This is a genomic window from Bradyrhizobium sp. WCU1 (assembly GCF_053474805.1).
Window position 1 is genome coordinate 664347 of the sequence record NZ_CM130280.1, and the last position, 14932, is coordinate 679278.

The following is a 14932-nucleotide window of genomic DNA, read 5'->3' on the forward strand; positions in this document are numbered from 1 at the left end:
ATGCCGTCTTCCGATTTTGCGTTTGCAAATGATATCCGGTCTGCGGCGCTGCTGCGCACGCCCCGCACCTCCCGCTTGCTGTTGTGGACGTCCTGCGCGCTGCTCGCGACGTTCCTGATCTGGGCTCATTTTGCCGTGCTGGACGAGGTCAAGCGCGGCAACGGCCGCGTCGTGCCGTCGCGGCAAATGCAGGTCGTCCAATCGCTCGAAGGTGGCATCGTCGGCGACATCCTGATCCGGGAGGGTGACATCGTCCAGCAGGGCCAGTCCCTGATGCGCATCGACGACACGAAATTCGCCTCCGAGTTCGGCGAAATCCGCGAACGCCGTGCGGCGATGGCGGCGCGGGTGGCCCGCCTCGAGGCCGAGGCACGCGGACGGACCGAGATCGCCTTTCCGGACGATCTCGACAAAATGGTTCCTGCCGCGGTCGCGACCGAGGCCAGCGTGTTCAAAATGCGGTCTCAGAAGGTCGCGCAGGACATCGACGTCCTCAATCAACAGGTCACTCGCCTCACCGGCTCCCTTAAGCTGCTTGAACGCGAGCAGACCCTGACGCGGAAGCTTTACGAGCAGAAGGTGGTGCCCGAGATCGAGATGCTGCGGCTTGACCGGCAGGCGACCGAGATGAAGGGCCAGTTGGCCGAGGCGCAGTCGAAGATCGCGACCATCACCACGTCGTTCCGTTCCCAGGCCGACGAGGATCTCGCCAAATCGCGCGGCGACCTCGCCGTGCTCGACGAGAACATCAAGTCCGCCCAGGACAGGGTGCGCCGCACCGACCTGAAGGCGCCGGTCCACGGCATCGTCAACAAGCTGAACGTCAGCACCATCGGCGCCGTCGTGGCGCCCGGCGCCAATCTCATGGATATCGTGCCGCTGGACGACACGCTGCTGGTCGAAGGCCGGATTCGTCCGCAGGACATCGCCTTTATCCGTCCGAACCAGGACGCGGTGGTGAAGATCAGCGCCTATGATTCCTCGGTCTATGGATCGCTGAAGGGCAAGGTCGAGCGCATCAGCGCCGACACCATCGTCGACGACAAGGCGGAGCAGAGCGAACGTCACGAGACCTTCTATCGGGTCATGGTGCGCACCGAGAAGAACCACCTCGGCACCGAGCAGCATCCGCTGCCGATCATTCCGGGCATGGTGACCACGGTCGAAGTGCTGACCGGCGAGAAATCCGTGCTGGACTACATCATGAAGCCCGCCCGCCTGCTGCGTGATGAAGCCCTGCGCGAACGCTGATCGGAGCCTCAAGGTACGTGGTTAACCGATCGTGACATCAGGTCGTTCAAGTTCGAACGAACCGGCAAACCCCGGATTGACCGCCTTCCCGACAATCCAGGGTACGGCCCGCTCCACTTAACTCAGCTTAAGCCGCCAAAGCGCCAGTCTGCGTCCCGATAACAGCGGGGACGCAGATCGACGCACGGACGTTGACGGTCCCCGACATTTGGGGCGTCATATGAAGTCGCTGAAGTTTGCTTCGTCAGCGGTCATGGCCGTGGCTGCATTTTCATTGAGCCTTTGCGTCGTACCGTCCGCATTTGCTGCGGACGAGCTTTCTCTCGGCACCCCCGCCAGCGAGCTCGCGCCGGCCTCGGATGCCGCATCGAACCGCCCGCCCGCCACCTTCTTCACCATCACCGACGTCCTGGCCAAGCTCGACCTGCAGCGCGGCCGTGGCCCGAACGCCATTCGCACCGCCTCGCTCACGCCCCTCAACACGGCGAGTGACGCGTTGCCGGCGGCGAATCCACCTGCGCCTGATGGCACCGAGCCGTTCGGCCTGTTCAGCTTTCGCGCACCGGAGAACGGCGTGTGGCGCAAATGGCGCGGCCTCGAGGCCGACCTCGCCAGGGAGCAGACCGTCCGCGAGCAATGCCGCGAGAACGCGACCACCTGTCCGCCCAATGCCGCGCAATTCCTTCGCCTGATCAAGGCGGTCAAGGCCAAGTCCGGACGCGAGCGGCTGGACGAGGCCAACCGCGCGGTCAACCAGGCGATCCGCTATGTGAGCGACTTTGCACAGTTTGGCGAAGCCGATCGCTGGACCGCGCCGCTCGCCACCTTTGCCACCGGCAAGGGCGATTGCGAAGACTACGCGATCGCGAAATACATCGCGCTGATCGAAGCCGGCGTTCCGCGCGAAGAGCTGCGCCTGGTGCTGGGCCGCGATCGTGCCATCCGCCAGGATCATGCCGTGCTGGCGGCGCGCCTGGACGGCCATTGGCTGATCCTGGACAGCCGCCGCTCCGAACTGGTCGACAACGGCGAGGTCGCCAACTTCACGCCGATGTTTGCGATCAACGAGCGCGGCGTCCAGCTGCTTGCGGCGCCCTACGCCAAGCGGCTCCCGCTCAACGACGAGTTCGATGCCGCGCCGGCGGCCGCCAACGCGGCTGACGGCGAATGGAGCGGTGCGGAGCCGATCGAGGCCGCAGACCCGCTCCCGGGCTTCCTGCCCGTGCTGATGTAGCGGCGCGCGAGCAACGCAAATCCGATCGCGAAAAAAATCCGCGGAGTAGTCTCCGCGGATTTTCGCTTTTGCTGCAGGCCTCGCCTAGAAAATGTGAATGTTCGCGGCCGCCGGCACGCCCGTGCTCAGATGTGCGAGGTCCACCTTGTCGGAGCCCGTGCCATTTGCCGAGTACCAGAGCTCATGCGTCGCATTGTTGAAGAAGAACTTGTTCGCGCTTCCACTCTCGTTCCAGGCGGTCGCGTTGTTCTCGGTCCCGCCCGTGGCTGCCGATGTCGTGAACTGGCTCGCCGTAAGAGGATTTGAGGCGCCCGCCGGGAGGCTTAGACCGCTCACGTCGAGGAGGACCAAGTCGCCGCTGTTGAAATCACTAATGGTAAAGTGGGCGGCGAGATTGAGAACGAACTTGTCGTTGCCACCGTTACCAGTAAGCGTTTCATTGGTCGCTCCGGCGACGATGACATCGTTGCCGGCGGTCCCCGAAAGAGTCGTTCCGCCGTTCACGTTCACATCGAAGGACCCCGAAGCGATATCTCCGTCGCCGTCTTTGACGCCCACAGTGAAGGGAACGTCGGTTTGACCATTGTTGACGAGCTCCGTAATTCCAGCCAACAGAATCTTGGACTTGCCGCAAACTTCATACATTTCCACGTAGTCGATATTTCCGTGTCCGTTCGCCGTAAAGCCGGCCCCATCGGTCGACGAATTGTAAACGCCGTGAGTCACCGTGCCATCGATGCTGTGCACGACATAATCGATAATGGACGGACCACCGCCAAGGGTTTTGACGGAGAATGAGATCTGATTTCCCGTTGCAACGGCCGGAGCACCAAATGCTGTACCGTAGATCCAGGTATCGCCATGGCTGTTGTCACCGACACTTCCAAAATCGAAGCGCATGAAGTCGCCGGCGTCGAAGACGTTGCTGTGGACACCCTCGCCTGTCGAACTTGCCTTGACGGTGTCCTGGCTCAGCTGGAAAAAATTCAGCGTGTCGTGGGTTTCGTTGAACCAGCTATTGACGTCGAAAAATGGGGTTGTGTGGTAGCCCGTCAATATGGTGACGGGATTGCCGCTCGTGTCTGCCAATGTGGCATACCAAACCGGCCCGGAACCACCTAGCTTGGCCGGATTGACGGCCAGCGGCGTATATGAATCGAGCGCATGCTCCAGGTAGAACGTGTAAGTCGACGTTGTCGGATCGAGCACGACCTTGAAGACTTCCGCCCCATTGGCGACACCGTGAAGGACGCCATTTGCGTCAACATACTCCGAGACCGCAAATCCCCCCGATTGGATCGTCGTCGCAGTAGGATGTAGCGGATCCGTGGATACGCCCGTGAAATAGATCAATCCCAGACCATCCGCGCCAGTTACGAATTGCAGACCTCCCGTTACGCTGATGCCCGCCACATTGGCGATCACTCCGTGGTCTGCCGACGTCCAGATCGGCTTGTCGTCGACCACATTGGCGGTGATGTGGTCGGTCACCGAGCCGCCGTTCAGCGTGTCGGTCGCCACCACGTTCAGCGTGCCGAGGTCCGGCGACTTCGAGCCTTCGCCCTGGATCGCCGCAACCAGCGTCTCCGTCACCGTCACCTGGCCGGTGGTCCCGGCCGCAATCGTCGCACCCGCCGTGATGTCGAACTTCACCACCGTGACGCCGTTCTGCGTGCCGACGATCTCCTGGCCGCCGGCCGCGGTGGTCCACACCAGGTTGGGGAAGCCGGCCAGCAGCGTCGTCAGCGCGCTTGCGTTCAGCGTCACATGGAGGTCGTCCGCCCCGGCCGTGAACGACACCTGGGTCGTCGCGACGTCCGGGGTCAGATGCGCGCCCGAGCCGTTCGGCGCCAGCGCGCTCTCGTTCACCGACAGCGAGGAATCGCTGCCCGCCACCGGGACCTGGCCCGCTGCGATCGTGATCGTCAGCGTCGTGCTCGACGTCGTGCCGTCATCGTCCGTGATCGTGTAGGTGAACACGTCCTTCGAGCCGACCAGCACGTTGTGGTTCGCCGTGTAGCTGAAGGTGCCGTCCGCGTTCAGCGTCAGCTTGCCGAACTCGCCGGTCAGCGCCGTTCCGACCGTGCCGGCAAGATTGCCGTTGCTGGTCGCAACCACCGCCGTGACGTTGATCGGCGTATCCGCGCCCGACACATCGTTCGCCATCACGCTCGCGACGTTGCCGGTCAGCACCGTCACCGCCGGACCGCCGTCCTGCGCCGTCGCAGTGTCCGGGTTCGCCGTCGGATGATCGTCGACCACGTTGGCGGTGATGTGGTCGGTCACCGAGCCGCCGTTCAGCGTGTCGGTCGCCACCACGTTCAGCGTGCCGAGGTCCGGCGACTTCGAGCCTTCACCCTGGATCGCCGCAAGCAGCGTCTCCGTCACCGTCACCTGGCCGGAGGTCCCGGCCGCAATCGTCGCACCCGCCGTGATGTCGAACTTCACCACCGTGACGCCGTTCTGCGTGCCGACGATCTCCTGGCCGCCGGCCGCGGTGGTCCACACCAGGTTGGGGAAGCCGGCCAGCAGCGTCGTCAGCGCGCTCGCGTTCAGTGTCACATGGAGGTCGTCCGCCCCGGCCGTGAACGACACCTGGGTCGTCGCGACGTCCGGGGTCAGATGCACGCCCGAGCCGTTCGGCGCCAGCGCGCTCTCGTTCACCGACAGCGAGGAATCGCTGCCCGCCACCGGGCCCTGACCCGCTGCGATCGTGATCGTCAGCGTCGTGCTCGACGTCGTGCCGTCATCGTCCGTGATCGTGTAGGTGAACACGTCCTTCGAGCCGACCAGCACGTTGTGGTTCGCCGTGTAGCTGAAGGTGCCGTCCGCGTTCAGCGTCAGCTTGCCGAACTCGCCGGTCAGCGCCGTTCCGACCGTGCCGGCAAGATTGCCGTTGCTGGTCGCAACCACCGCCGTGACGTTGATCGGCGTATCCGCGCCCGACACATCGTTCGCCATCACGCTCGCGACGTTGCCGGTCAGCACCGTCACCGCCGGACCGCCGTCCTGCGCCGTCGCAGTGTCCGGGTTCGCCGTCGGATGATCGTCGACCACGTTGGCGGTGATGTGGTCGGTCACCGAGCCGCCGTTCAGCGTGTCGGTCGCCACCACGTTCAGCGTGCCGAGGTCCGGCGACTTCGAGCCTTCGCCCTGGATCGCCGCAAGCAGCGTCTCCGTCACCGTCACCTGGCCGGTGGTCCCGGCCGCAATCGTCGCACCCGCCGTGATGTCGAACTTCACCACCGTGACGCCGTTCTGCGTGCCGACGATCTCCTGGCCGCCGGCCGCGGTGGTCCAGACCAGATTGGGGAAGCCGGCCAGCAGCGTGGTCAGCGCGCTTGCGTTCAGCGTCACATGGAGGTCGTCCGCCCCCGCCGTGAACGACACCTGCGTCGTCGCGCCGTCCGGGGTCAGATGCGCGCCCGAGCCGTTCGGCGCCAGCGCGCTCTCGTTCACCGACAGCGAGGAATCGCCGCCCGCCACCGGGCCCTGACCCGCTGCGATCGTGATCGTCAGCGTCGTGCTCGACGTCGTGCCGTCATCGTCCGTGACCGTGTAGGTGAACACGTCCTTCGAGCCGACCAGCACGTTGTGGTTCGCCGTGTAGCTAAAGGTGCCGTCCGCGTTCAGCGTTAGCTTGCCGAACTCGCCGGTCAGCGCCGTTCCGACCGTGCCGGCAAGATTGCCGTTGCTGGTCGCAACCACCGCCGTGACGTTGATCGGCGTATCGGCGCCCGACAAATCGTTCCCTATCACGCTCGCGACGTTACCGGTCAGCACCGTCACTGCCGGGCCGCCGTCCTGCGCCGTCGCGGTGTCCGGGCTCGCCGTCGGATGATCGTCGCTGATCGACAGCTTCGGCCCTAGATCGACGCTTGCAGACGCCTTGCCACCGTCACTGTCCACGACCGTCTGCGTCAGCGTCACAGTTCCGGCCGCCAAGCTGACGGGTCCCGCATTATTGTCGACCGCACGGTCCTCGGTGAAAGTCACCACACCCGTCGCCGGATTCACTGAAATCGTGAAAGCCAGCGCACCGGTCGCGCTACCGACGTGCCCTTCGATCGTCGTGGCGTTGACCTGCACCAGCACATCGTTCTGGTGCGACTGTGAATCGATCAGGCCGGATAGCGTGCCGTTGGCAGGAATGGAGAGCGCGTAGCTCACCGAGCTAATGCCCGTGCTGCCCGCCTTGTCGGCGAAGTCGACGGCAAAGTTGCCCGTCACATGCGTCAGCGCCAGGTTGTGTGTCGAGCCATCGACGCCGTTGGTCGCCGCCGTCAGGTTTGCCTCACTCAGCGTGAGACTGGCGATCGAATTGACCACGATCGTCGGCGCAACCACGGCCGGTTGCTGCAGCACGAAGGGCCCAGTCTGCGGCGGGGTCACAAAATTCGGCAGCGGTTCCGGCCCAGCCAATACGTTGGTCCCCACGGGATCCAGCGCATCAATCGTAAACGGGCTGAAATTCGCGCCGCTCGCCTGCGCGTTGCCGTTCGAGTTGCCGCCATTGTCGGCCGCCGGCAGCACGGAGGAGTCGGTGCCGATCGGAAACAGACCTGCAAACTCCTGCACCGAGACGTCGCGACCGGGCGCCATCTCGATCGTGACGTTCCCATCCGCGCGGGAGTCGAAGAACGGCTCAACCGTGATGGTCGACTGGTTGTCGAACAGGATGATCAGCTTGTCGCCGACATGAACCAGCGTGATCTTCTCCTTGGCGATCGCCGAGAAGTCGACCTTCACCTTCTGGTCGTAGCCAAGATTGATGACGACCGCCTGATCGGTCAGCGGCTTCGTCAGTGTGTAAATTCGTACGGGAGCTGAATTGGTGGAATTGCCGGTGCCGGTAGCCTGAGCGACCTGAAACGAACCCTGCATTATCAACTCCGCAAAATACGATTAAAGGAAAAATTGTAGAAAAATTAAGCTTTAGGCTATTGTTAACCCTCCCCTCGGTCAAGAAATGTATTTGGTTAATCAATGCTTTCGCTGCGACTGTAGTAAAGATCGGACAGGCCGCAGCTGCAAGAACAACGGCTTAGCCCGCGACTTGGTCGCAAGGCAGTATTTGCCCGGCTCTGTTCATCCTGATCGGCGATTTGGAGCGGTCGATGCGCGTGATTGTTCAGGCGTGTGCCGCCGTTTTGATTTGCATCTGTTTCGGCGCGGCGGCCGCGCAAGCTCCACAACAACCGGTCCCCTCGGCAACCACGGTCGAATGCCAAGTGCCGGCGGCTCGCCAACCTCGACACCAAAATCAGCATTTATCTCAACGTGTTACCTGACTGTACGTCGGCGCCTCTGCCAACCATCCGGCTGGTCGCGCCACCCGTCCGTCGAACAGGCGCGTCGGCAGCAAGCCACCCACGCCTGAACACCACCTAGAACGGCTCGCCGTCTGTCGTCTCCTGCTCCACATCGTGCAAGACCTGGCGCGGTCCGGTGGCCGGCTGGCCGAGCTGTGCCCGATCCTCGTGGCAATCGCTGATCCGGCGGGCGACCACCCGCTCCATCCTCGGCGCCTGGCCGTGGAGTTCGTTGACCTCGGTATACGCCTCGTCGCTCAGAACCGTTATGACGGTGCTGACCGGCCCCATGTAGTCGCAGCGATTGGAGAAGACGTATCGGTTACTGATCTTCTCCGGCCTCGACGAATGGCAGTCTCCGATCGAGGGCGACGAGAAAGTCGCCTTCATCGACTGGGTCGGGTCGACACAGCGCAGCATCTCACGCTCGAGCAGCTTCTGCCGGACATTCGTGGGCGAGACGAGCTCCAGCGTCCGCACGAAGCGCCACATCCCTTTTCGGAAGGTTGGCCCGCGGAAGCTCTCATCTGCCACAGCGCGATGGGAGCCGAGCACGGACACTGAAAGCGCGATCGCGGCGCCAAGCACGCAGGCGAAGACCTTCGACTGCCCGAAGCCTTCACGCGAAGTCATTCGTTGAACCCCGATCGGCTGTACGCTGCGCATCGCGTGACTTCACTTGAACCACGCCCAACCTCACTTCATTCCAGAACAACTCGCGTTAAGGTCGAGTAAATGCTCGCCCTTTTGGTCGGGGATCTTCGCAGCCAAATGCTCGACCAGCGCGAGGCAGGCGATCACGAGCTAGTGCTGCAGACGCCCTGTGGCTGATTTATCGGAGTTGGCGGCGCCGCCATCATCGCAGTCGCCGATCCTCGTCGCGACCACCATATCGGTCCTTGGATGCTCGCCGATGCTGACCTCGTTCAGCTCGGTATACGCCTCGTCGCTGCGCACGGTGATCACGGTGCTGACCGCGCCCATGTAGTCGCAGCGGTGCCCGAAGGTGTATTGATTGCCGATCTTCTCAGGCTTGTCAGAGACGCAGCTTCCGACCGGTTCTGGCGAGAAGGTGGCCTTCATGGCGAAGGTCGGGTCGACGCAGCGCGTCGTTTCCGCATTGACCACCCGGTACCTGAAATTCCTGTTCGCGCTCTTGACGACGTCGAGCGTCCGGATGAAGCGCCACAAGCCCTTGCGAAAGCTCGGGCCGGAGAACAGCTGTTCCGCTTGCGCGGGCTGAGCCGCCGCCGTCCGGCCATCGACCGGTTGCGGAGATGGCGTCTGCGCGACAGCCATCGGCGACGACGCGGGGACGATCATCAAGGTGAATAGCGAACCTACAATGGCACCACGGAAGTTCATTCCCACCCCCGACGTTCGCAGCAATCCGTTCGCGATGCGATACGGCCCGGCGCGTGAAGCAGTCGCTGCGAAAACGACTGAAATACCCCTCACCACTTGCAAGCCAATTGTGGCCAGCAAAGGCACGTTGTCGCAGCCGGACAGTCTCCAGCGCAATTCCGTTCCACTGCAGCAAACTTGCAACACCCAACGCGCAATCCCCAAGCCATCGCGCCCTATCCGCCGCTCGCTCCGGCTGGAGAGGTTTGACCTTCGAGGTTTTCTTTGCTCATTTAGCCCGAGATTTTTTGCTCAATTACTTTGCCTATCGCTGAACGAGGGGGCGCTGATGCGTATTCGGTTTGGCTACATGGTTGCAGGCATTTTGGCCTTGGGTGCAACGCTGTCAGGCAATTCCCGGCCGGCAGCGGCCGCGGACCTCGGCCTGGTGACGAAAGCACCGGTCGGCACCTGCACCGAGATCGTCTTCACCTGTGACAACGGCCATCATTATCCGCTGTGCCCGCGCGCAGTGTCGGTCGAGGGCGAAGTGGTCACGGCCTCGCTGCTCACCGGCCGCGGCGGCGTGCATGTGCGGCTCGTTCCGATGGGCGTCGGTTATCGCTATGCCGGCCGCGGCATCTGGCTGGACGGCTTCCAGGAGAATGCGCTGCTCAATTTCGGCAAGCACCGGGTCGCCTGCAGCATCGCGCGCTCGTAAGGCGCACGCGCTCTGCGTCGCTTCGATTGGCGTGACGCAGAGCTCTTCAAGTCGCGAAGTCGTTCCTCACCCCTTGGTGTGGAGCACGACGCGCGACGATCGCGAGTACATATACGCCTTCGGATGGACGTAGACCGGGCAGTAATCCTGCCACTGGTAGAGTTGCCAGTTCCACTTCCAGCAGCCCTGCTCGATCTGCGGCTCCTGCACGTAGTCCAGCCGGTATGGCGGATCACCAAACGGATAGTCGCCGCATCGGGCCGCCGTCGAAGACAGGACGACGATTGAAGCGGCCGCAGCAATGATCACGGAAAATGACTTGCTCATAACGCCCCTCGATCGAACGACGTGACGGCGCGAGAGTGCCAAATCCGCCAATCCTTATCAAGGTGCCGGCTAGACTGTGCCGCCTAGACCGCACGGTTCTGCGTCGGCGAGCGGCCGCCGCCGTCGGCGACTAGGACCGCCCCGGTGACGAACGATGCCTCGTCGGAGGCGAGGAACAGGCAGCATGCCGCGATCTCGGCGGGCTCGGCCATTCGCCCGAGCGCGATCCGCCGTTCGACACTGCGAAACTCGGTCTCGGCGGTGGTGCCGTTCTGGTCCGCGAGCAGTTGCATTTCATAAGCGCTCATCGGCGTCCGCACCCAGCCGGGCGCCACGGCGTTGGCGCGGATGCCGTCGGCGCCGTGGGCGTAGGCAAGCGAGCGCGTGTAGGCTACGACCGCCGCCTTGCTGGCAGCGTAGCTTGCACTATCCGGACTGGCGTTGAACGCGGCCACCGAGGCGATGTTCACGATCGCGCCGCCGCGCTGGCTGAGCAGCGGCAGGGATGCGCGGCAGACGCGCATCGTGCCGGTAAGGTTGACATCGAGCGTCCTGGCCCAGACCTCGTCGGAGACGCTTGCGGGCTGATCCGGCACGATCAGGCCGGCGGCGTTGACGACGATGTCGAGCCAGGCGCCGCACGCAGCCACGGCTTTGGCAACATCGTCCGCCCGCGTGACATCACCGTCGACCGCCTGCCCGCCGCACTCCGCGGCGGCCGCCTGAAGCTCGGCGTCACCGAGGCCGAACAGCACGACCCGGGCGCCGCTCAACGCCAGCAGCGAAGCCGTGGCGCGGCCGATCCCGGTGGCTGCGCCCGTCACCAGCGCCGTCTTTCCGTCCAGCCGCGGCATCAGGGCATGATCCGGAAAAGTGGAAACCGGTTCTCCGAAACGATCATGCTCATCTAGATTCCCCACTGCCGTTCGACGGCAAACCCGGTCTCCGGCAGCGTCGAGCCGCCGTCAACGACGATGGTCTGTCCGGTGACGTATCTGGCCTCGGTCGAAGCGAGGTAGAGCATCGCGCAAGCGATGTCGTCCGCGCTCCCCATGCGTCCCATCGGAATGAAGCGCTCGAGTTTGGCCTTGTTTTCCGGTGCGCTCATCGTGCCGCGGCCCGGCTTCTCGATGAAGCCGGCTTCGACGCCATTGACCGTGATGCCGTCGCGGGCCAGCTCGAAAGCGGCACCGCGGATAAACGCGTTGACGCCGGCCTTCGCCGCCGAGTAATGGGCGCCGCCGCCCATCGTGACGCGCGCCGATACCGAGGACGTAACGAGGATGCGTCCAAAACCGTTGGCGCGCATGTGCGGAATTGCGGCCTGGGCGAGCCAGATGCCGGCGCTCAGGTTGAGCCTCAGTGTCTCGTCGAGCTTGGCCTCATCGAGTTCGTCCAGCGAGGCCCACGGACAGCCGCCGGCATTGTGCACGACGATATCGAGCCGGCCGTATCTGGCGGCGATATCGTCGACCATTGCACGCAGGCTGCTGCGATCGAGCCTCTCGAACGGAACGCAATGCGCCGTCCGTCCATCGGCCGCCAGCCCGCGCGCCAGCGCCTCGGCCACGTCAGCCGTGCGGTTGGCGATCACCACGGTCGCACCGGCCTGCGCGAGCCGCGTCACGATGGCGGCGCCGATCCCCCTGCCCCCGCCGGTGACGATGGCGACCCGGCCGTCAAGGCTGAACGGACGTGACTGCATCAGATGGCTCCCGCTTTGCGCAGCAACTCAATGAACTGCGCGAACACCGCGGTGTGCTTGTCGACGTCCCGCGCCGACGTTGCCGGACACATCAGCAGCATGGTGTGGAACGGCGTCACCAGAATGCCTTCGTTCATGTAGAACGCATGCAGCAGGGTCTCGAGATCTGGCTGCCGGCCGGCAATGACGTCGGCGCCGCTGCGCGGCGGCTGCGGCATGAACATGATCTCGGCGCGCGCGCCGATCTGCGTGACATGCCAGGGTAGACCTGCCGCCTCGATCAGCCGGCGCGCTTCCTGCGCAAGCCAGGTCGCGGTTCCGATCATCCGCGCGTAATTCGCCGATGTCAGCACCTTCTCAAGCACCGCACGCATGGTGGCGACCGTCAACGCGTTGCCGGCGAGCGTGCCGCCGAAGCCGAGATGCGCAGACTGGCGCTGGCGCGGATTGACGTGGGGCACGAGCTTCCAAAGCCGCTCGGCGATTTGCTGGCTGAGGCCGAACACGCCGGCGGGGATGCCGCCCGCGATCGCCTTGCCGGCGACGAAGATGTCGGGCTCGAGCCCGTGGCTCGCCGTGTAACCGCCCGGTCCGCAGGACAGCGTGTGGGTCTCGTCGATGATGAGGACAGTGCCAGCGCGCCAGGTCAGGTCGCGCAACGTCTCGTGAAAACCAGGATCGACCGGGATCATGCCGAAATTCGTCATCAGCGGCTCGGTCAGCACGCAGGCGACGTCGCCCTGCGCCAGTGCCGCCTCGAGTGCCGCGACGTCGTTGAACTCGACCACCCGGCTCACGGCGTCATGATCGATGCCGTTGGGATGGATCATATTGCGCAGGCCGACCCGACCATCGCGGATCTCGACATGTGCCTCCTCGACGCCGCCATGATAGCAGCCGGAGAACACCAGCACCTTGCGCCGGCCGGTAATCATGCGCGAGAGGCGGATCGCCGCGCGGTTGGCATCGGTCGCCGACGTCGTCAGGGTCCAGTATTTCGGACCGAAGCGGCGCGACAGCTCGGCGCCGACCCAGAGACTATCCTCGGTCGGCAGCATCATGGTCGCGCCACGCTTGAGCTGCGCGAGCGCGGCTTCCGTCACTGCCTCCGGCGCGTGCCCGCACATGCCGCCGGTGTCGCCGAGGCAGAAATCGATGTAGTCGCGGCCGTCGATATCCCTGATATGCGCGCCCTGCGCCTCCGCGGCATAGACCGGGAAGCCGCCGGCCCAGCGCCGCATCCAGTGCGACGGACCGCCATAGAGGTAATGCTGACGGCCTTCCTGCCATGCCGCTGCCGATCGCGGGTGCAGCGTGCGAAAGCGTTCCTGCTCGGCATCGAGCAATCGGTTCAGAACGCCGGCGCGTTCGGCAGCCAGAGATGTCATAGCGCGATCCAGGCGGTCTTGAGGTCGGTATAGGCGTCGAGCGCGTGCAGCGACTTGTCGCGTCCGAAGCCGGATTGCTTGAAGCCGCCGAGCGGCACCGTGATGTCAGCGCCGCCATAGGCGTTGACGTGAACGACGCCCGCCCTCACCGCGCGCACCATGCGATGCGCGGTCGACAGAGCGCCCGTCCACACCGCCGATGCAAGCCCGTAGGGCGTCGCATTGGCCAACGCGACAGCATCTTCCTCGCCGTCGAACCGCGTGACCGACAGCACCGGCCCGAATACTTCCTCGCGCCACACCTCCATCGCCGGCGTCACTTCGGCGAAGATCGCAGGCGCCATGAAATTGCCGCCGCTGTCGACGCGGATCTGCTCGCCGCCGATCAGCCGCTTCGCGCCCTGCGCTTCGGCGCGGGCGACGGCGTCGAGATTCTTGCGTAGCTGCGCCTTGCTCGCGACGGCGCCGATATCGGAGGTCAGATCGAGGGGATCACCGACGCGGAGCCCGGCGGTGGCGTCGAGCAGCTCGGCCATGAAGCGGTCATAGATCGCAGACTGCACCAGCAGCCGCGAGCCGGCCACGCAGACCTGACCCGAGTTGCGGAAGATGCCGTTGGCCGAGACCTTGGCCGCATGCCTGATATCAGGCACGTCGGCGAAGACGATATTGGGCGACTTGCCGCCGAGCTCGAGGTGAACGCGCTTCAGGTTCGACCGCGCCGAACATTCCAGCAGACGCCGGCCGACCGCACCCGAGCCGGTGAACGCCAACGCATCGACATCCATATGCAGCGCCAGCGCCTCGCCAGCCGATGCGCCGCGACCGGTGACGACGTTGAGCACGCCGTCCGGCAAGCCCGCCTCCGCCGCCAGCTCGGCGAGCCGCAGCAGCGTCAGCGAGGCGAGCTCCGGCGGCTTGACCACGACCGAATTTCCGGCGGCAAGCGCGGGGCCGATCTTCCACGCCCCGATCATCAGCGGGAAATTCCATGGCACGATCACGCCGACCACGCCGAGCGGCTCGCGATGCACGAGGCCAAGCACGTCACCTGAGGTCGGTGCGATCTCGCCATACACCTTGTCGATCGCCTCGGCGTAGTAACGGATGCTGCCGGCCGCCGACAGCGGCTCGGCCTTGTAGGCCATGCCGATCTCGGTGCCGTTGTCGCGCACCCCGAGCACCGCGATCTCGAGCGCGTGCTGCTCGATCAGCTCGGCGAACCGCAGCAGCACCTTCTTGCGCTGCGCGGGCGCCGCGCGCGACCAGCTTCCTTGTTCGAACACCAGCCGCGCCTGCTTCACCGCGCGGTCGATATCGGCGGCGTTGCCGTCGACGATCGTGGTCAGCACTTCGCCATCGATCGGCGACACGACGTCGAGCCGCTGCTCGCTGAGCGCCGGCTCTGGTCGGCCGCCGACAAAGAGTTGCTGGACCGGAATGGCGGCCGACCTCAATCGATCGATCTGGGCTTGCTGCATGCGGCTCGTTGTGTGCTGGCGGAGCAGCCCCCTCGGTGGGCCTGCTTACATGGTGCAATCCTCGCCAAATCAAGGCTTTGCCAGCAATCAACCGATAGGTGGATGTCGCCGCCGGGCCCATCCCCATAGCGTGATCCCACGATGGCCGAGCGCTCCGCCTGCGCTATGC

The 14932-nt window shown here is 64.5% G+C and carries 11 protein-coding genes; 3 read left to right on the forward strand and 8 right to left on the reverse strand.

Features of this window, described 5'->3' with window-relative positions; genetic code table 11:
- Positions 1 to 1251, forward strand: coding sequence for an HlyD family type I secretion periplasmic adaptor subunit (locus tag ACTUWL_RS03140; RefSeq protein WP_021082454.1), 1251 nt, complete (start codon positions 1 to 3; stop codon positions 1249 to 1251).
- Between the two features lie 220 nt (positions 1252 to 1471).
- Entirely contained in the window at positions 1472 to 2485 is a 1014-nt protein-coding gene (locus ACTUWL_RS03145) for a transglutaminase-like cysteine peptidase (RefSeq protein ID WP_021082455.1), read from the forward strand.
- Positions 2486 to 2569: 84 nt separating this feature from the next.
- On the opposite strand, the gene ACTUWL_RS03150 is transcribed toward ACTUWL_RS03145, so the two are convergent.
- The 3 genes from ACTUWL_RS03150 to ACTUWL_RS03160 all read right to left on the reverse strand — a co-directional run bounded on the left by ACTUWL_RS03150 (position 2570) and on the right by ACTUWL_RS03160 (position 9318).
- Positions 2570 to 7369: a beta strand repeat-containing protein gene (locus tag ACTUWL_RS03150; RefSeq protein WP_203369011.1), complete on the reverse strand. Its 4800-nt coding sequence runs from the start codon at positions 7367 to 7369 to the stop codon at positions 2570 to 2572.
- Between the two features lie 503 nt (positions 7370 to 7872).
- Positions 7873 to 8463, reverse strand: a complete 591-nt coding sequence (locus ACTUWL_RS03155) for a DUF3617 domain-containing protein (protein WP_291738795.1) — start codon at positions 8461 to 8463, stop codon at positions 7873 to 7875.
- Between the two features lie 138 nt (positions 8464 to 8601).
- Complete coding sequence (locus ACTUWL_RS03160) at positions 8602 to 9318, reverse strand: hypothetical protein (RefSeq protein WP_146160409.1); 717 nt, start codon at positions 9316 to 9318, stop codon at positions 8602 to 8604.
- A 172-nt stretch (positions 9319 to 9490) separates the two neighbouring features.
- Here ACTUWL_RS03160 and ACTUWL_RS03165 point away from each other — a divergent pair, with 172 nt between their 5' ends.
- Positions 9491 to 9862 (forward strand): hypothetical protein, encoded by a 372-nt coding sequence (locus tag ACTUWL_RS03165; protein ID WP_021081577.1) that lies wholly within the window; start codon positions 9491 to 9493, stop codon positions 9860 to 9862.
- Between the two features lie 66 nt (positions 9863 to 9928).
- Here the strand turns inward: ACTUWL_RS03165 and ACTUWL_RS03170 are convergent, their stop codons facing one another.
- The 5 genes from ACTUWL_RS03170 to ACTUWL_RS03190 form a co-directional block, all read right to left on the reverse strand.
- Positions 9929 to 10189 (reverse strand): hypothetical protein, encoded by a 261-nt coding sequence (locus ACTUWL_RS03170; RefSeq protein ID WP_021081578.1) that lies wholly within the window; start codon positions 10187 to 10189, stop codon positions 9929 to 9931.
- An 83-nt stretch (positions 10190 to 10272) separates the two neighbouring features.
- Positions 10273 to 11043, reverse strand: a complete 771-nt coding sequence (locus tag ACTUWL_RS03175) for an SDR family NAD(P)-dependent oxidoreductase (RefSeq protein ID WP_021081579.1) — start codon at positions 11041 to 11043, stop codon at positions 10273 to 10275.
- Between the two features lie 53 nt (positions 11044 to 11096).
- Positions 11097 to 11894 carry an SDR family NAD(P)-dependent oxidoreductase gene (locus tag ACTUWL_RS03180; RefSeq protein ID WP_021081580.1) on the reverse strand — a complete coding sequence of 266 codons (798 nt, stop codon included), beginning with the start codon at positions 11892 to 11894 and terminating at the stop codon, positions 11097 to 11099.
- The gene (locus ACTUWL_RS03185) at positions 11894 to 13282 is read right to left on the reverse strand and encodes a transaminase (RefSeq protein ID WP_021081581.1); all 1389 of its coding nucleotides are present in this window, start codon (positions 13280 to 13282) and stop codon (positions 11894 to 11896) included. The genes ACTUWL_RS03180 and ACTUWL_RS03185 overlap by 1 nt, the downstream gene beginning before the upstream one ends.
- The gene (locus ACTUWL_RS03190; protein WP_021081582.1) at positions 13279 to 14763 is read right to left on the reverse strand and encodes an aldehyde dehydrogenase; all 1485 of its coding nucleotides are present in this window, start codon (positions 14761 to 14763) and stop codon (positions 13279 to 13281) included. The genes ACTUWL_RS03185 and ACTUWL_RS03190 overlap by 4 nt, the downstream gene beginning before the upstream one ends.
- Positions 14764 to 14932: the final 169 nt, after the last annotated feature.